Raw genomic sequence first — 24,449 nt, forward strand, 5'->3', positions numbered from 1 at the left:
TCAACTGATATATTTTTTAATATGGTCAATTTGCTTTTGACTAATGCTAAAATCATTCGTTTGATCAGTATCAAGTACTGCAATGTGTTCAATGAAACTTGTTTCAAAGCAGCGAAAAAACATTTGAAATACGTCATATATATCATTCGATATTTTTTTATTATTACAGCCTGCTGTAGTTAGCAAAATACCGATACGTCCTTTTTCAAATTGGTTTTTCCTTGATACCATTTTGTTAAGATAAAATTGCTGACAACGATCCATCATGGCTTTAAATGGAGCCGGAACGTGGTTAAAATAAATTGGAGAAGCACAAATAATGATATTTGATTCTTCAATTCTTTTTATTATTATACCCATATCATCTAAATTATAAGGGCAAGTAGTGTTAATACAAGCCTTACAATCAATACAAGGCTTAATTGAACAATTATATAAGTTAATTATTTGATATTCAAAGCAAAATTGTTTTAAAAAAGATTCTAAAAGTTTTGCTGTATTTCCTTTTTTATGAGGAGATGCAAACAGAATGACAGCTTTATTTGCATTCGGCATCACAATATTCACAGTAAGATTTTTCTCCAATTTGATAAAATGATTTTCTAATACCATTTTCTTGGTTTGTTATACAACGTGAATTACTACAAGCTTTTTCGCTTGAAGTTCCTTTCAGTTGATATTTTTCATGTGTTTGGCCAAGCAAGGTTGAAATTAACGCCATTCTTGCAAATACACCATATTTTGCTTGCTTAAAATAAGTAGCACGATCGTCTTCGTCAACTTCAGCCGCAATTTCATCTACACGTGGAAGTGGATGTAGAATTTTAAGTGAAGACTTTGCGTGTTCTAGTTTTTTATTGTCTAAAATATATACATTCTTTTGCTCATTATATAAAGCTTCGCTTGCAAAACGTTCTTTTTGAATTCTTGTCATATATAAAACATCGAGTTCGCATATCGCTTCTTCCAATGATAACACATCTTGAAATGCACAATTATTTTGGACGATATATTCCTTAAAATAATCTGGTAAAGTAAGTTCCGGAGTAGAAATCAATATAAACTTAATGTTTTGATAATGACATAATGCTTTTATCAACGAATGAACAGTTCTGCCATATTTTAAATCGCCACAAAAACCAACAGTTAAATTATCGATGTGACCAATTTCTTTTTTCATAGTTACTAAATCAGTTAACGTTTGAGTGGGATGTAGGTGCCCACCATCACCAGCGTTTATAATCGGACAATTCGAATATTGTGCACTGACTAGGCTGGCTCCCTCAACAGGGTGGCGAATAGCGAGAATATCAGCATATCCACTTACTATTTTTGTTGTATCAGCTAAAGTTTCGCCTTTTGAAACAGAGGAATTTAACGGATTGTCAAAACCAATTACATTACCACCAAGCTTTAACATAGCCGTTTGAAATGACATTTGTGTTCTTGTTGATGGTTCATAAAAAAGAGTAGCAAGTATTTTGCCTTTACAGGTTTCTGCATAGCGTTCTGGCGCATCACTAATATTAACAGCTAGGTTAATGATGTCTTCCCATTCTTCTTTTGAACAATCGTTTAAATCGATTAAATGTTTTGTATTCATATATCCTCCTGCCTAAGATAAATATCTATTTCAATTTATTTTATCAATTTTCGATAAGCTTTTCAATATAAAACGCCTAAAATAAAATAAATTCACGTTTTTTTTAAAATTGCATATACTTAGATAAATGAAATGAATTTAGGTGATGCTATGATTAACCGACATATTAAGCAACCCAAGAAAAAAAACGGATTGAAAAATAAATTTCTTTTTTCACTTGCAATTACATTAGTATTTCTAATAATTGTAGACATTATTATAAGACCAAGTATTAACAAAGCTACAAATTATCAAGCAAAAGTAATAGCAACTAAAATATTATCAGAAACAACGTATCAACTGCTTGATAAAGAATGTGTAAGCTATAATGATGTTGTACATTTAACCAAAGATAAAAATGATAAAGTAACAGCTATAGAAACTGAAACAGCTAAAATCAATAAATTAAAATCAAAACTTACAACTGCAATAACAGAAAATTTTGATAATTTAAAAACATATCCGTATTACATTACTTTAGGTACCTTTTTAGGAAATGATTATTTAACAGGTCGTGGACCTAAGATTCCATTAAAAATTGAACCGACCGGTTATTTGAAAACAGAACTGGTTAGCAAATTTACCTCAGTTGGAATTAACCAAACGCATCATGAAATTATATTAAATATGACAGTTGATTTAACAACAATTGTGCCTTTGCATAATTCAACAGTTCAATTAAATACGAACTTTGTTATTGCTGAAACTGTAATAGTAGGAGAAGTTCCAGAATATTACACCAATGTCATTACTGATGATAGAACATTATTATCTGATATTAACGATTATTCCTATAAAAAACTAAAAACGAATGAATAAACCAGTTTGACATCATAAGGAAAAATGTTATAATAGTAGTAAACACAAATGTGTTTACTACTATTTTCTGTTTGACTCTCTTATAGTATAAGATATTGTTTTTCGTGTACACTAAAATCAATATTTTATATCGGAGGAAAACAAATGAAACAAAATGAATTAAATAATCCTAATGAAGAAGAAACTTCTGATATCGATCAAAATGAGCAAGAGGAAGCAACAAATGAACAAGAAGCGAATGGTATTATTCAATCTGGCTCTGTAACGACTAAAGGAAAACACATTATACATTGTTTGACAATTATAGGACAAGTCGAAGGACATTATATTCTGCCTTCACAAAATAAAACAACGAAATATGAGCATGTTATGCCGCAACTTGTTGCGATTGAGCAAGATAATGAAATAGAAGGTTTGCTTATTATGATTAACACTGTTGGCGGAGATGTAGAAGCAGGACTAGCAATAGCTGAATTGATTTCTGGAATGAAGAAACCAACTGTTTCTATTGTTTTAGGTGGTGGTCATTCAATTGGAGTACCATTAGCTGTTAGTGCAAAGAAGTCATTTATTGTTCCTTCTGCTACAATGACTATTCATCCGGTAAGAATGAATGGACTTGTATTAGGAATCCCTCAAACATTATCGTATTTTGAAAAAATGCAAGAAAGAATTGTAAACTTTGTGATTATGAATTCTCGTATTACCGCAAAAAGGTTTCGTAAACTAATGATGAATACAGGGGAACTCGTAATGGATGTTGGAACTGTATTGAATGGTAAGGAAGCTGTAAAAGAAGGACTAATTGACGAATTAGGAAATCTTTCAGATGCAATTGAATGTTTAAATTCATTGATTGATGAAGCTAAGTTACCAAAGGAGGATACAAATGATACTTCACACGATAATTGATCCAATGGATGTTATGAATAGTCCTTCAGCAAATAACTTTTGTTATAAAAAATGTGTAAATGGCGCAATTATTGAAGGTACTCAAGATATGAACGGTATTAAGATTAACCGAATTATTTCGACTAATCCAAGTGACTATCTCAATAAGGATTATACCTTAGGAAACTATTTAAAATAGCCTGCATTAGCAGGTTACATAAAGCTCCTATTATTAAGACATAAGTTAAGAGGATGGACGTTATAAGATGGCAACAAAAAAAACGACGAAAACGAAAAAAACAGGTGGTTCAAAAAAGCAAGGTCATAGCTATAAAACTGCCTACGAACAAAACCAACGTAATAAACGTCAAATCTCTGCGATTATATTGTTTACCGTTGGAATATTATTAGGATCGATATTAATCATAGAAGGGAAAAGCCTATGGCTTTTTATGAGACAAGTTATCTATGGTTTATTTGGTGTTCCTGCTTTTATTCTTCCAATTTCATTTATTTATATTGCAATAATGACAACTTTAGATAAACCTATTGGAGATTTAAAACATAAAGTTTGGCAAACCGGTGTATTAGTCGGATTAGTTTGTAGCTTGGTTGAACTTTCAAGGGTTCAACCTTTTGCAGGTAAAAACTTTATTGGTGTAATCAAGAGCTTGTATGAAAATGCAACACACTATAAAGGTGGCGGAGTATTCAGTGCAATTTTTGGATGGCCTTTATTCGCTGCTTGCGATAAATTGGGCGCAATTATCATTATATCTTTACTACTGTTTGCTTTTGTTATGCTATTAACCGGCTCAACTCTCATTGGGCTATTTCATGGTGTATATAAACCAGTAAAAAAGATGGAAGAAACCTATATACAAAAGCGTGAAGCAAATGAATTGAAAAAGCAAAATAAATTCAATATTAACGTAGATTTAGGGCCTGAAGCTGTTTTACCACAACATCCAGTTTCTTCACCAAAACCTACGCCAGAAGATTTAATTAACTTGGATAAAGCACAGCGACAAAAAGAAAAAGCAGAAAAGAAAATAAAAGCTTCAGGTGAGCAATTAGAAGAATTAATTAAACGAGCAGTTACTGAGCCTGAAAATGCAATTAGCCCACAAGTGAACTCAGAGCTACCAAAAGAACAACAACCTGAGATAGAACCAATTCTTGATAAAAATGATCAAACAAAGCTATATACAGATAATAATAATAATGTTAGTCAATATGTTTGTCCTCCAATTAGTTTGTTGAAAGCTCCAAAAGTTACTAGTAATCGTGATGTTAGCGAAGAATTAAAGTCAAATGCCGCTTTGTTAGTGGATACGTTGAAAAGTTTTGGCGTTCAAACAAGGGTAATTGACATTAGCAGAGGCCCAACGGTTACTCGTTATGAGTTACAACCATCTGCCGGAGTTAAAATAAGCAAAATTACTGGTTTAGCAGATGATATTGCTTTAAATTTAGCAGCAGCCGGAGTCCGAATTGAAGCACCAATTCCCAATAAGGCGGCTGTCGGTATTGAAGTGCCAAATAAAAAGGTTGACATTGTTACTATGCGTGAAATTATTGAATCCAATGAATTTGATAAGGCAAAAAGCAATTTAAGTATGGCGCTTGGCAGGGATATTGCAGGAAATAGTGTGGTTGCTGATATAGCAAAAATGCCTCATATGCTGATTGCTGGAGCAACCGGTTCCGGTAAATCAGTTTGTATCAATTCAATTATTATAAGCTTATTATATAAATCTTCACCTAGTGAAGTTCGATTTTTGATGATTGACCCTAAGGTAGTTGAATTAGGAGTATATAATGGTATACCACATCTATTGGTTCCTGTTGTTACAGATCCTCGTAAAGCTGCAGGTGCACTAGGTTGGGCTGTAACTGAAATGTTAAACCGTTATAAATTATTCGCTGAAAATAACGTTCGCGATTTAGTTGGATATAATGAACTTGCTAAATCAAATGACACAATTGATCCGCTACCTCAAATTGTCATCATTATTGATGAGCTTGCCGATTTAATGATGGCAGCTCCAAATGAAGTGGAAGATTCTATTTGTAGATTAGCTCAAATGGCTCGTGCGGCAGGTATGCATTTAGTAATTGCAACACAACGACCATCTGTTGATGTAATCACTGGTGTAATTAAAGCAAATATTCCTTCCAGGATTGCATTTGCCGTTTCTTCTCAAGTCGATTCCAGGACAATTTTAGATTCAGGCGGAGCTGAAAAGCTATTAGGCAGAGGCGATATGCTCTTCTATCCGGTAGGAATGCCAAAGCCATTGCGTGTGCAAGGCTGTTTTGTAAGCGATAAAGAAGTGGAACAAGTTGTAAGCTTTGTGAAAAACAAAGATACTGCTGAGTATGACGATAAAATAATTGAAGAAATTGAAAAACAAGCAGTTCCTGAAAAAGGTGCCCCAACCGACGGCGGAGGATTTGATGATACCGATGAATTGTTGCCAAATGCGATTGAATGTGTTATAGAAGCCGGTCAAGCCTCTACCTCTTACTTACAGCGAAAATTAAAAGTTGGATATGCTCGTGCAGCTCGTATTATAGATGAGATGGAAGAGAAAGGTATTATTGGACCTTTTGAAGGTAGTAAGCCAAGGCAAGTACTTGTATCAAAACAGCAATGGATTGAAATGAAAATGAATAATGAAGACTAATCAAAAGTACTCTTGTCAGAATTCAGAATTGACAAGAGTAACTTTGTTTATTTAACTAGAAATGGAGTATTACAATGGCGAAATTTTTACCAATTAGCAAAGATGATATGAGAGATCAGGGAATAGAACAACTAGATTTTATTATTGTAACGGGCGATGCTTATGTAGACCATCCTTCCTTTGGAACTGCAATTATATCTCGAGTAATTGAAGCAGAAGGTTTTACAGTAGGCATTATTTCTCAGCCCGATTTTCACTCTACAAAAGACTTTATGAAATTAGGCAAACCAAAATACGCTTTCTTTGTAAACTCAGGTAATATAGATTCAATGGTAGCGCATTATACTGTTGCTAAAAGAAAAAGAACGGAAGACGCTTATACTGCAGGAAAGAAAATGGGAAAGCGTCCGGATAGAGCAGTAATTGTTTATTCTAAGTTTATTAAACAAGCTTATCCCGATCTACCAATTATCATAGGGGGCTTAGAAGCATCTTTAAGGCGTTTTGCGCATTACGACTATTGGGATGATGCTGTGAGACCATCCATACTAGTAGATAGCAAAGCTGATATTTTAGTATATGGTATGGGTGAAAAACAGACGGTTGAACTAATTCACAGACTAAAAAACGGTGAAAAGGCAAACACCTTGACAGACATTAAAGGAACTTGCTATCTTACTTCTCCGGCTAATACGCCTTGGGGAGCTGTAGAATGTGCCAATTTTGATATTGTTTCAAGAGATAAACTGAATTATGCCAAAGCAACCCTAAAGCAGATGAACGAGCAAGATGAAGTTGTAGGAAAAACAATTATCCAACGTCATGGAAATCAAATGCTTGTTCAAAATCCACCAATGCCTGCATTAACACAAGAAGAATTAGACAAAGTCTATGCACTTCCATACATGAGGATGTATCATCCATGTTATGAAAGCGAAGGCGGTGTTCCAGCAATAGAAGAAGTTGAGTTTTCAATCACTCATAATAGAGGATGCTTTGGAGCTTGCAACTTCTGTTCCATTGCGTTTCATCAAGGACGAAGAATTACGTGTAGAAGTGAAGAATCTATTTTGAAAGAAGCAACTGATTTTACCAAGAATAAACGCTTTAAAGGTTATATTCATGATGTTGGAGGACCAACGGCAAACTTCCGTCATCCATCTTGTAAAAAGCAATTAGAACATGGCTTATGTAAAAACGGTAAAAAATGTTTAGCACCGACTCCATGTAAATTGCTTGAAACAGATCATTCTGAATACCTTGATATTTTGCGTAAGCTTCGTAAAATCGACGGCATAAAAAAAGTATTTATTCGTTCTGGTATTCGATATGATTATATGTTAGCAGACAAAAGTGATGCTTTCTTTAATGAACTGGTTGAGCATCATGTTAGTGGGCAATTGAAAGTTGCGCCTGAACATTGCAGTAATAATACGTTAGACATGATGGGTAAACCCCATATTGAAGCTTATCGTGAATTTTCTAGGAAATATTTTCAGAAGACAAAATCAATGGGAAAAGAACAATACCTTGTACCATATCTAATGTCATCACATCCGGGAAGTACATTAAACGATGCAATTGAATTAGCGTTATTCTTAAAAACCGAAGGAATACGTCCGGAACAAGTCCAAGATTTTTATCCAACTCCGGGTACAATTTCTACTTGTATGTATTATACCGGTATTAACCCATATACAAATGAAAAAGTATATATTGCTAAAACAAAAGAAGAAAAGGCAATGCAACGAGCACTGTTACAATATTATAAAGCGGAAAACCGTGACATCATAACGAAAGCACTAACGATTGCTAAACGCAGAGATTTAATTGGCAATAGTGCAAATTGTTTAGTAAAACCGATATCCAATCCTAAAGTAAATCCACAAGAAATAAATGCGAAATCCCCACAAGGTAAATCGACAAAAGGAGCAAGACAATGGCAAAGAGACGCAAAAAAAGGTACAAAAAGAACAAAAAGGTAAATGTAGCATTTTGTTTAATTGCTGCAGTCCTACTATCTGCTTTTATTTTAGTATCTTTAAGTGAAAAAATGAAGTTTGAGTATATTCCTACTATCTCAGAAGTAAAAGAGTTTTTCATGGGCAAAAAGCCCACAAATATAAATAGTGATTGTTCTGTTCATTTTATTGATGTAGGTCAAGGAGACTCTGCATTAATTGTTTCCGATAAGCAAACCATTTTGATTGATGCTGGTGAAAATGATAAGGGTAGAATAGTCGCTGATTATTTAAGAAAACAAAAAGTGAAAAAGATTGATTTATTAGTTGCCACCCATCCTCATTCTGATCATATTGGTGGAATGGATACTATCATTAACGAATTCGAAATTGGGCAAATTGTGATGCCTAAACTACCAAGTAAGCTTGTTCCTACAACAAGAACATATACCGATGTTCTTTCGGCTATAGCAAATAAAGGACTAAAAATAACGCCTTCTAAGCCAGAAATGACATTTCACTTTGGTAAGGGTGAATTGAAGATTTTAGGTCCGGTAGACGAGTTTGAGGAATTAAACGAAACCTCTTTGGTGGCGCAATTCAAATACGATAATGATGAAAGCTTCTTGTTTACCGGTGATATGGAAATGAATTCAGAAACTGCTTTACTAAATACGGGAAAAAATATTCAATCAAATGTTTTAAAAGTTGCACATCATGGAAGTAGTAGCTCCACTAATAAGAAGTTTTTTGAAAAAGTTAATCCTGATTACTGTATTATTAGCGTAGGCGATGGAAATAAATATAATCATCCAAATAAAACTACACTAGATCTTATAAAAAGTAACAATAAACATCTTTATCGAACTGATTATAGTGGTTCTGTTGTATTTCATATCGTAAATGGTGAATTTAAGATAGAAACCACTCATTCATAATAAAAAGTTGGGGGCTATAAATATGAAAGAATATTTAGTAGTTGATAGAATTGAAGATAATAATGCTATTTGTGAGAAAGAAGATAGAACTTTTGTAACAATTCCTTTATTTGAGTTATACGCAACTCTGAAAGAAGGGGATTGGATACTGTTTGAAAATGGTAAGTATTCTTTTGATTCAATAAAAACAAAAGAAGCACGAAATAAGAATATACTTTTACAAAACTCTTTGTTTGAAGATTGAAAAATAGCCGTAGCTACTATTGGTAGTTGCGGCTATTTTATCTTATTGGGTAATGATGATTCATCATATTTTTGTTCTTTTGGCTCTTTTTGTGCCCCTAAAAGGCTAGCCCTTTGAATAGCAGAATTGCCGTACTTATCCCGTAAAAAGCATACTTTCTCTTCAAGGGCTTCCAATTCGGATATTTTGTTATAGTCATAAGAAAAGCTATATTGCATGTATTCGTCATCAGGTACTAAATGTATTGCACGAATTCCAATTGCTCGTACTTTTTCTGTCCAATGATAATTTTTTTGAAATAAGTGAATACCTAATTCTGATATATCCTTTGGATGACGAGTAGAAAACGGAAGTGGTGCTTGGAATTCTCTTGTAAACAAATTTGTGTCTTTAACGGATATTTGTACACTACCTGCTAATAAATGATTTTTTCTTAATCTCTTTGCAACATTTTCGGTAAGACAATACATTACTTTCCAAACCTCTTCACAGTTTGATAAGTCTTCTGAACAAGTAATGGAATTTCCGATTGACTTTGGAATAGAAGTAGCGTCTTTATGCTCTACTTTTGAGTTGCAAATGCCGTTTGCATAATACCATAACGCTTCACCGTTTTTTCCTAATGCACTTTGAATAAACGTTAATTCAGATTTTGCTAAATCGCCAATCGTGTTGATTCCGTATTTATGAAAAAGCGAACATGTGGCTTTTCCAACACCCAATAGTTCAGAAACAGGTAGTGGCCAAACTAAGCTTTGGTAATTGGATTTTGAAATTTCAGTGATGGCATCGGGCTTTTTCATATCACTACCTAGTTTTGCAAATATTTTGTTAAAACTGACTCCAACTGAAATAGTAAGACCTGTTTCAGACTTAACGTGTTCTTTAATTTTAGTTGCAATCTCAAATCCATTACCGAATAAAAGGGTACTTCCTGTAACATCCAGCCAACATTCGTCAATTCCGAAAGGCTCGATTAAGTCTGTATAGTTTTCATATATCCTGCGTACTTGTTTTGAATATGAAATATATTTATCCATATTTGGTGAAAGTAAAATTAAATCAGGACATTTTTGTTTCGCTTGCCAAATTACTTCCGCAGTTTTCACACCAAATTTTTTCGCAACTTCATTTTTGGCAAGTATAATTCCATGACGTTCTTCTGAATTTCCACAAACTGCAACTGGATATGTTTTGAATTCAGGATGATTTAAAAGCTCGACGGAAGCGAAAAAATTATTTAAATCGCAATGTAAAATGATGTTGTCCATAATTAGTTGCTTCCTTTCAAATATATTACATATATTTTATCATAGTAAAAATTGAGTGTAAAGTATACAAATGCGTAAAAGTATGAAAATGAAAAGCAACAACTAACTTTTGCACCTTGTTTTATTGCGTAAAATGAATAAATATGCTATACTTATTTAGATATTTACCTATATGGAGAGTGACATGAAAATTATCGGAATAGATCCCGGCTATGCAATAGTTGGGTTTGGAGTTATCAGTTATAATAATATGAGTTTTACTACATTAGATTATGGAGCAATTATAACGGAAGCTAATACCCCGTTTAATAAACGCTTACTCCATATTTATAACGAGTTTTCAGAGCTATTAAAATTACATAAACCTGATGCAGTATCAATTGAAAAATTGTTTTTTACAAATAACCAAAAAACCGGAATTGATGTAGCACAAGCAAGAGGAATTATACTTCTAGCTTGCGAACAAAATAATATTCCCTGCTATGAATATACACCGTTACAAGTAAAACAAGCGGTTGTAGGATATGGTAAAGCAGAAAAAGCACAAGTAATGGATATGACAAAAAGGCTTTTAAAATTAACTAAAGTTCCAAAGCCAGATGATACAGCAGATGCATTAGCAATTGCAATTTGTCATGCTCATGTTGCACCATCTCAATTAAATAAGCAACTGAATGAACGATTATTAGGAAATAAGTGGTGAAAATAAATGATTTATAGTGTTTCGGGAAAACTAATACACATAGAACCAAGCTATATTGTAATAGAATGTAATGGAATTGGATATTCTATCAGAACTTCAATGACTACTGTTGCAAAATTACCGCAAATGGGTGAAAAAGCAACTGTATTTACCTATCTTCATGTTCGTGAAGATGCATTAGAATTATTTGGATTTTATGACTTAAGCGAACTAAATACGTTCAAAATGTTAATTTCGATATCAGGTGTTGGACCTAAAGCTGCAATTTCAATTTTATCAGATTTAACTCCAGAGAGATTCGCATTATGCGTTGCAACCGGAGATGCAAAGTCTTTAACAAAAGCACAAGGCATTGGTCTTAAAACTGCACAGCGTATTGTATTGGAACTAAAAGATAAAGTTGCAAAAGAGCAAATTGCGAGCGGGGTTGTTGGAGAAACAGTATTAGATGTAACCAATAAAACGGGTAATGCTTCTGAAGCAATCAGTGCATTAGTGGTTTTAGGCTATGCGCAATCAGATGCAACGCAAGTTATAACGAAATTAGACAGCAGTATGTCTGTAGAAGACATGATTAAAAATGGATTAAAAGCATTGGCTGGTAAATTATAAAAGCAACGAGCTCAAACAAAAGAAAGGTAAGATATCACAATGTTTGACCAAAATAACGATTTAGATCTAGAAAGCCGCTTAATAACTCCTGATTTTGCTTCAGAAGATGTTGATGTTGAATTTTCTTTACGACCAAAGACCTTAAATGAATATATTGGGCAAGATAAAGCAAAAGAAAACTTGTCTATTTATATTGAGGCTGCAAAAACTCGGAATGAAGCGTTGGACCATGTTTTATTATATGGACCACCGGGCTTGGGTAAAACAACACTATCAGGAATTATCGCAAATGAAATGAATGTAAATTTGCGAATAACTTCTGGCCCAGCAATTGAAAAGCCGGGTGATTTAGCAGCTTTGTTAACCAATTTAAGTCCCAATGATGTTTTGTTCATTGACGAAATTCATCGTTTGTCACGTGCAGTCGAAGAAGTGCTGTATCCTGCTATGGAAGATTATGCACTTGATATTATTATAGGAAAAGGTCCGTCAGCACGTTCAATACGAATTGATTTACCGAAGTTTACTTTAATTGGGGCAACTACTCGAGCAGGACAACTTACATCACCTTTACGTGACCGTTTTGGTGTAATGCTGCGATTAGAATTATATACGGATGAACAACTCGCAGAGATTATTTTGCGAAGCGCAAACATTCTAGATATTCCATGTGTAAAAGATGGTGCGTTGGAATTAGCAAAGCGTTCAAGAGGCACGCCTCGTATTGCAAATAGATTATTAAAACGTGTTCGAGATTTTGCACAAGTCTTAGGCGATGGAACAATTTCAAAAGAAATGGTGAATATTGCGTTAAACAAACTTGAAATTGATGAATTAGGCTTAGATACGATTGATAGACGTATGTTATCTATGATTATTAATCATTATAATGGTGGCCCGGTTGGATTAGAAACCTTGGCTGCGGCATTAGGTGAAGAATCAGTAACCTTAGAAGATGTTTATGAACCATATTTAATGCAGTTAGGTTTTTTAAGCAGAACTCCAAGAGGAAGATGTGCAACCATAAAAGCATATGAACATTTAGGAATTACAAAAGATGAAACACAGCTTTCATTTAAATAAGCAATTAACAAATATTAGAAATTTAGAAAAGGATGATATTAATGGGTAGATTATTTGGAACAGATGGAGCAAGAGGAATTGCCAATACAGAACTAACATGTGAGCTTGCAATGCAAATTGGTCGTGCAGCAGCAGTTGTATTAACAAAGCATACAAGCTTAAAACCAAAAATTATTATCGCAAGAGATACTCGTATTTCTTCAGAAATGTTAGAAGCAGCATTAACTGCCGGTATTTGTTCTGTTGGAGCAGATGTTGAATTGTTAGGCGTTATACCTACACCAGCAGTTGCATATTTAGTACCTAAATACGGTGCAGATGCAGGTATTATGATTTCTGCTTCACATAATCCAGTTGAGTATAATGGTATTAAATTATTCAGCAAAACCGGATATAAACTATCTGATGATTTGGAAGAAGAAATTGAAGCTTTAATTTTAGACACACCTGAGAAGATAAATTTAAAACAAGGAATTGAACTTGGACGTGTATACAGAAGAAATTCTGCTGTGTCTGATTATATTGAGTTAATCAAACGTAGTATTGATATTGATTTAAGTGGAATTAACGTAGCTGTTGACTGTGCTAATGGTAGTGCAAGCGCAACTGCAGATCAATTATTCCGTGAACTTGGTGCAACTGCTCATATTATTCATGCAAATCCAAATGGAATGAATATTAACGAAAAATGTGGTTCCACTAACTTAGAAGCATTAATTTATTATATGAAAGTACATGGTTGTGAAATCGGTGTTGCTTTCGATGGCGATGCTGACAGATGTTTAGCAGTTGATGAAAATGGTAATCGTGTTGATGGTGACCAGTTAATCGCTATTTTTGCAAAATATCTAAAACAACAAGATAAATTAAACAAAAATACTGCTGTTGTAACTGTTATGTCAAACTTTGGTATGCGCCAATTTGGAAAAGAAAACGAGATTGATATAGTTGCTACTTCAGTAGGCGATCGCTACGTTTTAGAAGAAATGCTTCGTTCCGGATACAACCTTGGTGGTGAGGATTCAGGTCACATTATTTTTAAAGATTTTGCACAAACCGGTGATGGCCAATTGTCAGCTGTTCAATTATTAAGCATTTACAAAAAATCAGGAAGAAAAATGTCTGATTTAGCTAGCACAATGAAAAAATCACCACAAGTTTCTAAAAATATTCCGGCTACTCCTGAAGATAAAGCGATGTTCATGAAAGATGATATCGTAGTTGAAGTAATTGCTCAAGTAGAAAGAGAACTTGGCGAAGAGGGACGTGTACTTGTTCGTGCTTCCGGAACAGAACCGGTTATTCGTGTTATGATAGAAGGCAACGAATTTAAAGTAATAAACGAGTATTGTGAAAGAATTTGTAACGTTATTAAGGAGAGATTAGCATAAATGAGAGTTGTATCTGGTTTTAATGATTATGAGATAATTGATACAAGTAACGGTGAAAAGTTAGAGCGTTGGGGCGAAACAATTCTAATTCGCCCCGACCCACAAATAATCTGGAATACAGATACAAAAAATCCGCTTTGGAATCAATCCTCTGCTCGCTATCATCGCTCAAATAAAGGCGGCGGTGAATGGGAATTTTATAAGAAAGTTAAAGATAGCTGGGTTATTCGTTATAAAAATCTTTCTTTTCGTATAAAACCAACTGGATTTAAACATACTGGACTTTTTCCTGAACAAGCAGTAAATTGGGATTACTTTCAAGATAAAATAACGAAAGCGAATCGTGAAATTAAAGTATTGAATTTATTCGCATATACGGGTGGAGCTACAATTGCTTGTGCTGCTGCGGGAGCTTCAGTTTGTCATGTAGATGCTTCAAAAGGAATGGTAGCTTGGGCTAAAGAGAACGCACAGCTATCCAATTTAAGCGATAAGCCAATTCGGTGGATCGTTGATGATTGTGAGAAGTTTGTAGCACGAGAAATTAAACGTGGAAATCGGTACGATGCTGTTATTATGGATCCACCTTCTTATGGAAGAGGACCGGGAGGCGAAGTTTGGCAATTAGAAGAGCATATTTATAATATGGTAGAATTATGTTCCAAAGTGCTTTCCGATGATCCACTTTTCTTTGTATTAAACTCTTATACTACAGGTCTATCTCCATCCGTAATGGAGTACTTACTTGGTGTAACAGTTGGAAATAAATATAAAGGCAAAATTAGTTGTGACGAAATAGGTTTAAAGGTTTCAGAGACTGGATACAATCTCCCATGTGGCTCAACTGCTATTTGGGAAAAGGAATGAGATAATGAGCGAGTTAATTAAATCAGAGCATTTATTTTTTGAATATGCAAGTCAAGAAGAAGGTGGACAACCTGTACCTGTTTTGCATGATATTAATATATCAGTTAATTCGGGCGAATTTGTTGCTGTATTAGGACATAATGGTTCAGGAAAATCTACTTTTGCTAAGCATATCAATGCTATTTTACAACCTACCAGTGGAGTTATCTATGTAGATGGGATTAACACCGTAAATGATGAATTGATATTTGATATCCGACAACAAGTTGGAATGGTGTTTCAAAATCCGGATAACCAAATTGTTGCAACTGTAGTAGAAGAAGATGTAGCATTTGCTTTAGAAAATCTAGGTGTTGAGCCCAATGAAATTCGAACAAGAGTAGATAATGCATTAAAACAAGTGGATATGTATGAATTCCGAGAACATGCTCCTCATCAGCTTTCCGGTGGGCAAAAACAAAGAGTTGCGATTGCCGGTATTATTGCAATGCGTCCAAAATGTATTGTTTTGGACGAACCGACGGCTATGCTAGATCCAAGAGGTAGGCGTGAAGTTTTAAAAACAATTAAAGAACTAAATGAAAAATATAAAACAACCGTTGTTTTCATTACACATTTTATGGATGAAGCGGTACAAGCCCATCGTATTATTGTAATCGATAATGGAAAAGTATTATTAGACGATACGCCTGAATTTGTTTTTTCTCATGTAAGTTTGTTAAAAGAGGTTGGGCTTGATGTTCCTCAAGTTACAGAGTTAGCATATGAGTTAAAAAAGTATGGTGTAAATCTGTCAGATAGTACTTTGCACGTAGATGATTGTGTGAATCAGTTAGTAGAAATATTGGGGGACTAGAATTTGTCGATCATTAAAACGGAAAATTTAACACATCTTTACAGCGCAGGAACACCCTTTGAAAAAGCTGCAATTGATAATATAAACATCGATATTGAAGAAGGCGAATTAGTAGGAGTTATCGGGCATACTGGCTCTGGAAAATCAACTTTAATTCAGCATCTTAATGGATTGCTTAAGCCTACTTCAGGTAAAGTACTTATTGATGGTGTTGATATATGGGAGAGCAAAGAGACCCTGCATAAAACGAGATTTAAAGTAGGGCTTGTTTTTCAATACCCTGAATACCAATTATTTGAGGAAACGGTTTATAAAGATATTGCATTTGGTCCTTCTAATCTTGGTTTAAGCAAAGATGAAATTGAATATGCTGTATTAAAAGCGAGTGCATGTGTTGGTTTGTCACAAGATATTCTAAAGAAAAGCCCCTTTGAACTATCTGGTGGACAAAAAAGAAGGGTTGCAATTGCTGGAGTTATTGCAATGAATCCAAAAGTTCTTATTTTAGATGAGCCAACTGCCGGTTTGGATCCAAAAGGCAGTGATACTATTTTAGATATGATTCGTCAATATCATGATCAAGAAAAAAGTACAGTTTTATTAGTGTCACACAGCATGGAGGATATTGCAAAATTTTCCTCTAAAGTTCTTGTAATGAATAAGTCTAAGGTGTATACTTATGGCGATGTAGAAGCAGTTTTTTCTAAAGCGCACGAAATTGAAAAAATTGGTTTATCTATCCCGCAAATAACTAAAGTATTCTTTGAGTTATACAAAAGGGGATATGATGTAAACCCTAATATATACAGTATAGAAGAAGCCAAAAAGCAAATTCTGAAACTTCTTGAGCAAAGGGGGAAAAGAACTTGCTAAAAGATATTAGTATTGGTCAATATTTCCCGGGAAAATCAATTGTCCATCGATTAGATCCAAGAATTAAAATTATTCTTACAATTGCATATATAGTTTTGCTATTTTTAATTAAAACTTCCATTGCATTTTCGTTAATTATGATTTCATTTTTTATTGCAACTTTGTTTTTAGTATTAGTGATACAAATATCTAAAATTCCGTTTAAAGTAATTACAAGAAGCATTAAACCGATCATTCCTTTGGTGTTGTTTACATCCTTATTAAATATCTTTTTTATTGGTGGTAAATCAATATTTAGCTGGTGGATTATCAACATCTCTATGGAAGGTATTCAGCTAGCAGTAATTATGTCTATCCGCATTATTTTGTTGATTATCGGTGCATCATTATTAACATATACTACTTCGCCAATAGCATTAACTGATGCTATCGAAAGATTGTTAAAGCCGCTGAAATATATTAAGTTTCCCGTTCATGAAATGGCTATGATGATGACGATTGCGCTGCGATTTATCCCAACTTTAATTGAAGAAACGGATAAAATTATGTCTGCGCAAAAAGCAAGAGGAGCAGATTTAGAAACGGGTGGAGTTATGAAACGATCAAAAGCCTTAATCCCAATATTAATACCGTTATTTGTTTCTGCATTTCGCCGTGCTGAAGAGCTTGCGTTAGCTATGGAGTGTCGTTGTTATCGGGGCGGAGAAGGTCGTACAAGAATGAAACAGTTACATTATGGACTTATAGATTTATGGTGCTCACTATTCGTGATTGCTATCTTTACTGTAATTATCTTGTTAAACTTTTATGTTCCAGTCCTTCTTTAAATTGAAATCACAATTAGATAGGAGTTAATCTATGAGAAATTTGCTTATAGAAATAAGCTATAATGGAGCAAATTATCATGGCTATCAGGTGCAAGCGAATGCCATTACCATTACAGAAGTCATACAAGACACAATAGAAAAAATATTAAAAAAGCGGGAAAATATTGTTGGTTGCTCTCGTACCGATTCAAAGGTCCACGCAAACAGTTATTATTTTAACATGAAAACGGAATCTAATATTCCTTGTGAGAAGTTCATAACAGTTATAAATAATGCGCTACCCGATGATATTGTTATTCTGAGTTGTAGAGAAGTTGATATGGACTTTCATGCTCGATATAATTGTATTGGAAAAGAATACATTTATAAAATTTACAATAATCCTGTTAGGAATCCATATCTTATTGATTTAGCATTACATCATAAGAAATACATTGATGTTGATGCTCTAAATAAAGCTGCACAGGTTTTTGTTGGAACTCATGATTTTACTTCTTTTTGTAGCATGGGTTTTAAGCAAGGAACTTCTATGATTAAAACAATTGAGTTTATTGAAGTATATCGAGAGAATGATTTTATAAATATTAAAGTCAAAGCAGATGCTTTTTTATATAATATGGTTCGAATTATTGTTGGTACATTACTCTATGTGAATGATGGTAAGATAAAACCTGAGGATTTAATTCATATTATTGAAGCGAAAGATCGAACAAAAGCAGGTAAAACTGCTCCTCCTCAAGGTCTGTATTTAAATCAAGTCTTTTTTGACACATAATTTCAATAAAATATAATATATAATAATAGGTTAGGAAGTGTTTCTTTGGCTCAGTATAAGAATATAGAAGAATATCGAACCAAAAAAAAGAGAAATAGTATTGTAAAGAAAATAATTTTAGTTATTGTTATTTTCGGAATACTGATTACATTGTTAAACGTACTGCAATTATTTAAAGGAAAAGGATTAAATGAAATTATTTCAAAAGATCCTACCAGTACAGTTGATACATTTCCTATAAAAATTGCAAATGAACAAACGTTGGATTTGTATTCATTGGGAAGCAACTTATGCGTATTAACAAAATCAAGTATCATTACATATAACCAAAGTGGTAAAAAGTTAAGCTCCATTTCTCATGGATATACAAACCCTGTTATTAAAGAAGGTAATAAAAAGATACTGACTTATGATAGAGGTGGAACAGGATTTCGTGTAGACGGAGTGAATAGCGAAGTTGGAGAAGTTAAATTAGAAAATAAAATTATTTATGGACAAATAGCTTCTAACGGAAACGTTGCTATTATAACTAACGACACACGATATGCCTCTCAGTTAATTGTTTATGACTCAAGCTTAAAGAAGATATATCAGTATTCTGCAACTGAGTTATTAAATACAGCTTGCTTTTCAGGCGATAATCGTCATGTGTTGGCAAGCTCACTATCCTCTATAGATGGTAATATTTCAGTTAAACTATACGAGCTTAATATCAACTCAGAGGAAAAAGCAACTGAATATAATATAAAAAATGTTTTACCATTAGATATTAGTTATAGTGAAAATAATGACATTACTATTATAGGTAAAGAAAGTGTAGTTACTTTTAATACAAAGAGCAATCAAATTACGACTTTTGAGTATAAGGGTGATTTACAAAGCTTTGCAAATAGCTCATCAAAAGAAACTGTAGTAGTGTATAATAATATTTTAAACGGTCGTTCCGTTGTTTCTGTTATTGATTCTAACGGAAAACTAAAAAATTCTCAAGAAATTCAAGACGAAGCGATTGATATATATTGTGATGGAAGCAGAGTATTAGTTTTAGGTAAAAAAACAGCTTTTAATTTTAATATGTCTTTGCTTTTGCTCAACAGCTACCCAATAACAGCTAGTTCAAATAAAATTTGCTTTAACGGAGAAAACTTATTTTTAATAAGCACTGATGGTATACAAAAATTGAAAATCAACTAAATTATTAGGAGGTATCTCAATGAGCCTAGCTTCAATCATTATGGATATTATTATCATAGCGGTAGTTTTGTTTATTGTAATGTCTGCATATCGAAAAGGTTTTTTAAGATCAGCTATTCTAACAGTTGGATATTTTGTTTCAATTTTTGTTGCAATTTATCTTAGTAAAATAATTGGGAATTTTTTATATGATACTTTTATTCGTCAGCAAATTATTACAAGTGTAAATAAAGCATTATCGGGGAATATAGAAAATATAGATATTGCAGCAGCAATACCTATATTTCTAGCGAAGTTACCTGTTTTTTTAACCAACTCTATTTATGCTTATTTTGGCGGCAAAGATGCGATTATTAGTAATTTAGGCAACGCTACTTCTAACGCTACTAATAATATTAGCATTATCATATCGGATCAAGTAGTGGAACCAATTGTTTTATTGTTACTCAATGCAATTTTAAGTATATTACTATTTTTAATATGCATATTTATCGTAAAGAGAATTGCAAAACTATTTCAAGGTTTTTATGCTATTCCTGTTATCGGGCCAATTAACTCATTTTTTGGCGGTGTACTAGGTGTTATTCAAGCAATAATTGTTGTTGTTATTATTGCAATTTTAAGTAAATTTGTGATTTCGTTAACCGGTAATACATTGCCATATTTCAATACAAAGATTATAGATTCAACTTATATTTTCAAAATCTTTTATCATTTAAAGTTTATATAAAGTTAATAAATGCTTAAAATGATTTTATAGTATCTATTCTAATTACAAAGTATTATAATGATATAAGTTAAAAATAATTTTACTTAATTTATATAAAAAGGGGACTACTAATGATTTGCAGTAAATGTAAAAAAAGACCTGCTATTATCTTTATACAAAAATTAGAAGGAAATGAAACTGTAAACGAAGGCCTTTGTTGGTCTTGTGCGAAAGAGTTAGGTTTGCCTCAGCTATCTTCAATGATGGAAAGTATGGGGATAAGTGATGATGACGTTGAACAAATGAGTAATCAGCTCATGGAAATGACTGATGGAGACGCTTTTGAATTAGGTGGGGCTGAAACAATGCCAACTTTTTTACAAAGTTTATTTGGTGATAAAATGTCTCCTGCTGAACAAAAAGATTCGCCATCTTCCAATAAAGAAAAGAAGACGAAAGAAGCAGATAAACCAAATAAAAAACGTAAATTTTTAGATTCATATTGCACAAATCTTTGCGAAAAAGCAAAGGAGGGCAAGCTTGATAATATTATCGGTAGAGATAATGAGATTTATCGTGTAGTTCAAATTCTAAGCCGTAGAACAAAAAATAATCCTTGTTTAATTGGTGAGCCCGGTGTTGGTAAAACTGCAATAGCAGAGGGTATTGCGCAACGTATTGTTGCCGGTGAAGTTCCATTTCGCTTACTCGATAAGGAAATTTATTTATTAGATTTAACTGCTCTTGTTGCCGGTACTCAATTTAGAGGCCAATTTGAAAGTCGTGTAAAAGGGTTAATAGATGAAGTTAAAAGTGATGGAAACATTATTTTATTTATTGATGAAGTTCACACCTTAGTTGGAACTGGAGATTCAGAAGGTTCTATGAGTGCTGCTAATATAATGAAACCTGCATTATCTCGTGGAGAAATTCAAGTGATTGGTGCAACAACTTTTACGGAATATCGAAAAAATATAGAAAAAGATTCTGCGTTAGAACGTCGTTTCCAACCTGTAACAATTAATGAGCCTTCAATAGAAGATACCTTAGCTGTTTTAAGAGGAATTAAACATTACTACGAGCTTCATCATAAAGTAAAGGTTAGCGATGAAATTATAAAACTTTCTGCATTGTGGTCAGAACGTTATATTAACGATCGCTTTTTACCTGATAAAGCAATTGATTTATTAGATGAAGCATGTGCTTGCGCTTCTTTAAAGAATAAAGATTTGACGAATTATGCAAAGCTAAATAAACAATTGAAAGCCTTAACAGATGAAGAATCCAAACTGGAAGAGCAAAATGATAATCCTGATTTCGAACGTATTGCTACTGTAAAAGGTGAGCTAATTAAGGTTAGGGAACAGCTTAAAGAAATTGAACCTAAAATAAATAATATTCAAGTTACAATAGAAGACCTTGCTAAAGTAATAGAGCTTTGTACAGGTATTCCTTCTTCAAAAATTGAACAAAATGATTACGTTAAAATAATGAATTTGGATAAGGAATTAAAGAAACGCATTATTGGACAAGATGAAGCAGTTGACTCTGTATCACTTGCAATTAAACGGAATCGTATGCAATTATCAGCAAAAAAACGTCCTGCATCTTTTATCTTTGTTGGGCCAACCGGTGTAGGTAAGACTGAATTGGTAAAAGCATTATCTGAAACTTTGTTTGATTCAGTTGATCCAATTATTCGATTAGATATGTCTGAATTTATGGAGAAACACGCAGTTTCAAGACTTATTGGTTCACCTCCGGGTTATGTTGGCTATGATGATGCCGGTCAACTTACTGAAAAAGTTAGAAGAAAACCATATTCTGTTATATTGTTTGATGAAATTGAAAAAGCGCATCCTGATGTAATGAATGTGTTACTGCAAATATTAGATGAAGGTCATGTAACTGATGCGCATGGCAGAAATGTTAATTTTGAAAATACTGTTATCGTCATGACATCTAATGCTGGTTCAAGTGATAAGTCAGGGATTGTTGGCTTTAATAAGGGCGCGAACGAAATAGCAAAAGAAAAAGCAATGAAAGCATTATCTGAATTTTTGCGTCCTGAATTTTTAGGCAGAGTAGATGAAGTAATTGTGTTTAACCAATTAAAACCAGAGAACCTTGAAGAAATTGCTTGTCTATTATTTAACGAACTTAAGGCTGCTTTACTTGAAAAACACATCAATTTATGTTACGATATTAATGCTGCAAAAATGGTTGCTAAGCTTGCCAATGGTGGTAAATACAATGCTAGAGATATTCGTAAAGTTATTAGAAAAGAAGTTGAAGATCGAATCGCTCAATGTCTAATTGATAATTACGATAAAAAAGTTGAAGCAATTGCAATAACTGCTGAAGACAATATAATAGTAACATGTTTGTAACTTTGTAAAAGTATACTTCTTATGATACTGTAAATAATATAGTCGGTATTTCTAATTGCTTAGTGATTTTTTGGCAGAATACTGGATAAGGAGATATTATTATGAAAAAATTTATGGGAATAGCACTTGCTATCACAATGACAATTGTTTTGTTTGTTGGTTGCGCATCTGGTTCAAAAACTATGAAAGATGGCAAGTACAGAGCTGAATTCAAAGAATTTACTCGTGGTTGGAAAGAATACGTAGAAGTAACTGTTAAAGATGGCAAAATCGCTGACGTCGATTTTGATGGTGTTAACGAAAAAGGAGAAAAAAAATCTGCGGATCCAGGTTATAAAGATGCTATGACAAAAGCTGGTTTTAAAACATGGCCTGAAGATTTTTATCTTAAATATGAAAAACAACTTGTAGAAAAGCAAGATGTAACAAAAATAGATGCTGTAGCAGGTGCTACTACTTCTGCTGGTAACTTTAAAAAATTAGTAACTGAGTTATCAAAGAACTTAAAATCAGGTAACACAAAAACTGTAATTGTTGCTGTTGAAGAAAAAAAATAATGAACTGAATACGTTTATGTTAAAACATTTATACATTATTTGTATAAATGTTTTAACTCATTATAAAACTTTTTTATTGTAAAAGGATACTAAATGAAAAGAATAGTACTATGTTTATTGGCGGTATTGACTTTGTCACAAATGTTAATTTCTTGTTCTAGTCAAACCAAAACTGCATCAAATGGTGAAATTTTCGTTATGAATACTGTTGTAACGCAAAAAGTTTATGGTAAGAACAGAGATAAAGCAATTTTAAACGTAAACAATTGTTTGAAAGAAATGGAAAAGGAATTATCTATGTATATTCCTGAGTCTTATATTAGTAAAATCAATCAAAATGCTGGTTTGACACCTGTAAAGGTTAATAGCTATACATTTGATTTAATACAAACTACCCAAAAATATTGTGAACGTTCAAATGGTGTTTTTGATATAACAATTGCACCAATAACGAAATTGTGGGGCATAACATCACAAAATCCTAAAGTACCAACACAAGATCAGATTAATGAATTGTTGCCTTTAATAGATTATCGTAATATCAAGCTTGACTCAAAATCTCAAACTGTTATGTTAAAAGAAAAAGGAATGGCAATTGATTTAGGTGGTATAGCAAAAGGATATATTAATGACCTAATAAAAAGTGAGTATGATAAGCTGAATATTTCTTCTGCGTTGATTTCTATTGGCGGCAATATCTATGCTTATCATACAAAACCGGACAATACTTTATTTACTCTTGGAATACGTGATCCAAAAGGATCTTCTAACGATATGGTTGGTAAACTAAAAGTGAAAGACAAGATTGTTGCTACTTCTGGAGCATATGAACGTTTTTTTGAACAAGATGGAAAAGTATATCATCATATTTTAGATTCGAAAACAGGATATCCTGCAGAAAGTGATCTCTTATCTGCTACAGTTGTGAGTGAGAATGGAGGATTAGCCGATTTCTTGTCAACTACTGTTTTTATATCAGGGAAAAAGCAAATGAAACAATATTTAAATCAGTCTGAGTTTAGTGTTATTATTATCGATAAAGAAAAGAACGTCTATGTTTCGGACAATTTAAAGGATAGTTTTGAACTTACAAATTCAAATTATAAGTTAAGTGAATCAAAGTAATTGCAATATTATTATTGCAAAATTACATATA

At 33.1% G+C, this 24,449-nt stretch carries 24 protein-coding genes; 21 read left to right on the top strand and 3 right to left on the bottom strand.

The window, feature by feature from the left end; genetic code table 11:
• Window positions 1–567, bottom strand: a complete 567-nt coding sequence (locus RBG61_RS01070) for a flavodoxin family protein (protein WP_307944804.1) — start codon at window positions 565–567, stop codon at window positions 1–3.
• Window positions 539–1,603 (bottom strand): aspartate carbamoyltransferase, encoded by a 1,065-nt coding sequence (gene pyrB, locus RBG61_RS01075; protein ID WP_307944807.1) that lies wholly within the window; start codon window positions 1,601–1,603, stop codon window positions 539–541. The genes RBG61_RS01070 and pyrB overlap by 29 nt, the downstream gene beginning before the upstream one ends.
• Window positions 1,604–1,753: 150 nt before the next feature.
• Between pyrB and yunB the strand changes: the two genes are divergently transcribed.
• From yunB to RBG61_RS01110, 7 genes are all read left to right on the top strand, one after another.
• Window positions 1,754–2,461: a sporulation protein YunB gene (gene yunB, locus RBG61_RS01080; RefSeq protein ID WP_307944810.1), complete on the top strand. Its 708-nt coding sequence runs from the start codon at window positions 1,754–1,756 to the stop codon at window positions 2,459–2,461.
• A gap of 144 nt (window positions 2,462–2,605) precedes the next feature.
• Window positions 2,606–3,373 (top strand): ClpP family protease, encoded by a 768-nt coding sequence (locus RBG61_RS01085; protein WP_307944812.1) that lies wholly within the window; start codon window positions 2,606–2,608, stop codon window positions 3,371–3,373.
• Window positions 3,351–3,551, top strand: coding sequence for a YlzJ-like family protein (locus tag RBG61_RS01090; protein ID WP_307944814.1), 201 nt, complete (start codon window positions 3,351–3,353; stop codon window positions 3,549–3,551). The genes RBG61_RS01085 and RBG61_RS01090 overlap by 23 nt, the downstream gene beginning before the upstream one ends.
• Before the next feature lie 67 nt (window positions 3,552–3,618).
• Complete coding sequence (locus RBG61_RS01095) at window positions 3,619–6,042, top strand: FtsK/SpoIIIE family DNA translocase (RefSeq protein ID WP_307944817.1); 2,424 nt, start codon at window positions 3,619–3,621, stop codon at window positions 6,040–6,042.
• Window positions 6,043–6,116: 74 nt separating this feature from the next.
• Window positions 6,117–8,027, top strand: a complete 1,911-nt coding sequence (locus RBG61_RS01100; RefSeq protein ID WP_307944819.1) for a YgiQ family radical SAM protein — start codon at window positions 6,117–6,119, stop codon at window positions 8,025–8,027.
• Entirely contained in the window at window positions 7,982–8,941 is a 960-nt protein-coding gene (locus RBG61_RS01105) for a ComEC/Rec2 family competence protein (protein ID WP_307944821.1), read from the top strand. The genes RBG61_RS01100 and RBG61_RS01105 overlap by 46 nt, the downstream gene beginning before the upstream one ends.
• Window positions 8,942–8,963: 22 nt before the next feature.
• Complete coding sequence (locus tag RBG61_RS01110) at window positions 8,964–9,185, top strand: DUF3006 domain-containing protein (RefSeq protein ID WP_307944824.1); 222 nt, start codon at window positions 8,964–8,966, stop codon at window positions 9,183–9,185.
• 32 nt (window positions 9,186–9,217) lie between these two features.
• On the opposite strand, the gene dinB is transcribed toward RBG61_RS01110, so the two are convergent.
• A complete protein-coding gene (gene dinB, locus RBG61_RS01115) occupies window positions 9,218–10,456 on the bottom strand; it encodes a DNA polymerase IV (protein ID WP_307944827.1) in 1,239 nt (412 codons plus the stop codon).
• 184 nt (window positions 10,457–10,640) lie between these two features.
• Here dinB and ruvC point away from each other — a divergent pair, with 184 nt between their 5' ends.
• From ruvC to RBG61_RS01185, 14 genes are all read left to right on the top strand, one after another.
• Window positions 10,641–11,159, top strand: a complete 519-nt coding sequence (ruvC, locus tag RBG61_RS01120) for a crossover junction endodeoxyribonuclease RuvC (protein ID WP_307944829.1) — start codon at window positions 10,641–10,643, stop codon at window positions 11,157–11,159.
• A gap of 6 nt (window positions 11,160–11,165) precedes the next feature.
• Window positions 11,166–11,771, top strand: a complete 606-nt coding sequence (gene ruvA / locus RBG61_RS01125; RefSeq protein ID WP_307944832.1) for a Holliday junction branch migration protein RuvA — start codon at window positions 11,166–11,168, stop codon at window positions 11,769–11,771.
• A 39-nt stretch (window positions 11,772–11,810) separates the two neighbouring features.
• On the top strand, window positions 11,811–12,854 hold the full coding sequence (gene ruvB, locus RBG61_RS01130) for a Holliday junction branch migration DNA helicase RuvB (RefSeq protein WP_307944833.1): 1,044 nt from the start codon (window positions 11,811–11,813) through the stop codon (window positions 12,852–12,854).
• Window positions 12,855–12,895: 41 nt separating this feature from the next.
• Window positions 12,896–14,245: a phosphoglucosamine mutase gene (gene glmM, locus RBG61_RS01135; RefSeq protein WP_307944835.1), complete on the top strand. Its 1,350-nt coding sequence runs from the start codon at window positions 12,896–12,898 to the stop codon at window positions 14,243–14,245.
• A complete protein-coding gene (locus RBG61_RS01140) occupies window positions 14,246–15,112 on the top strand; it encodes a class I SAM-dependent methyltransferase (RefSeq protein ID WP_307944838.1) in 867 nt (288 codons plus the stop codon). It abuts the gene before it with no gap.
• Window positions 15,113–15,116: 4 nt separating this feature from the next.
• Window positions 15,117–15,968 (top strand): energy-coupling factor transporter ATPase, encoded by an 852-nt coding sequence (locus tag RBG61_RS01145; RefSeq protein WP_307944840.1) that lies wholly within the window; start codon window positions 15,117–15,119, stop codon window positions 15,966–15,968.
• A 3-nt stretch (window positions 15,969–15,971) separates the two neighbouring features.
• The gene (locus RBG61_RS01150; RefSeq protein WP_307944842.1) at window positions 15,972–16,841 is read left to right on the top strand and encodes an energy-coupling factor transporter ATPase; all 870 of its coding nucleotides are present in this window, start codon (window positions 15,972–15,974) and stop codon (window positions 16,839–16,841) included.
• The gene (locus tag RBG61_RS01155; protein WP_307944844.1) at window positions 16,835–17,668 is read left to right on the top strand and encodes an energy-coupling factor transporter transmembrane component T family protein; all 834 of its coding nucleotides are present in this window, start codon (window positions 16,835–16,837) and stop codon (window positions 17,666–17,668) included. Before RBG61_RS01150 ends, RBG61_RS01155 begins: the two co-directional genes overlap by 7 nt.
• Window positions 17,669–17,699: 31 nt before the next feature.
• Window positions 17,700–18,443 (top strand): tRNA pseudouridine(38-40) synthase TruA, encoded by a 744-nt coding sequence (gene truA, locus RBG61_RS01160; protein ID WP_307944847.1) that lies wholly within the window; start codon window positions 17,700–17,702, stop codon window positions 18,441–18,443.
• A gap of 45 nt (window positions 18,444–18,488) precedes the next feature.
• Window positions 18,489–19,637, top strand: a complete 1,149-nt coding sequence (locus RBG61_RS01165; RefSeq protein ID WP_307944848.1) for a DUF5711 family protein — start codon at window positions 18,489–18,491, stop codon at window positions 19,635–19,637.
• Window positions 19,638–19,656: 19 nt separating this feature from the next.
• Window positions 19,657–20,367, top strand: a complete 711-nt coding sequence (locus tag RBG61_RS01170; RefSeq protein WP_307944851.1) for a CvpA family protein — start codon at window positions 19,657–19,659, stop codon at window positions 20,365–20,367.
• A 110-nt stretch (window positions 20,368–20,477) separates the two neighbouring features.
• Entirely contained in the window at window positions 20,478–22,736 is a 2,259-nt protein-coding gene (locus RBG61_RS01175) for an ATP-dependent Clp protease ATP-binding subunit (RefSeq protein WP_307944853.1), read from the top strand.
• 101 nt (window positions 22,737–22,837) lie between these two features.
• Complete coding sequence (locus RBG61_RS01180) at window positions 22,838–23,293, top strand: FMN-binding protein (RefSeq protein WP_307944854.1); 456 nt, start codon at window positions 22,838–22,840, stop codon at window positions 23,291–23,293.
• Window positions 23,294–23,386: 93 nt separating this feature from the next.
• Window positions 23,387–24,418 (top strand): FAD:protein FMN transferase, encoded by a 1,032-nt coding sequence (locus RBG61_RS01185; protein WP_307944856.1) that lies wholly within the window; start codon window positions 23,387–23,389, stop codon window positions 24,416–24,418.
• The last annotated feature ends 31 nt before the right edge of the window (window positions 24,419–24,449 follow it).

Origin of the sequence: Paludicola sp. MB14-C6 (assembly GCF_030908625.1) — a bacterium.
Classification (GTDB): Bacteria; Bacillota; Clostridia; order Oscillospirales; family Ruminococcaceae; genus Paludihabitans.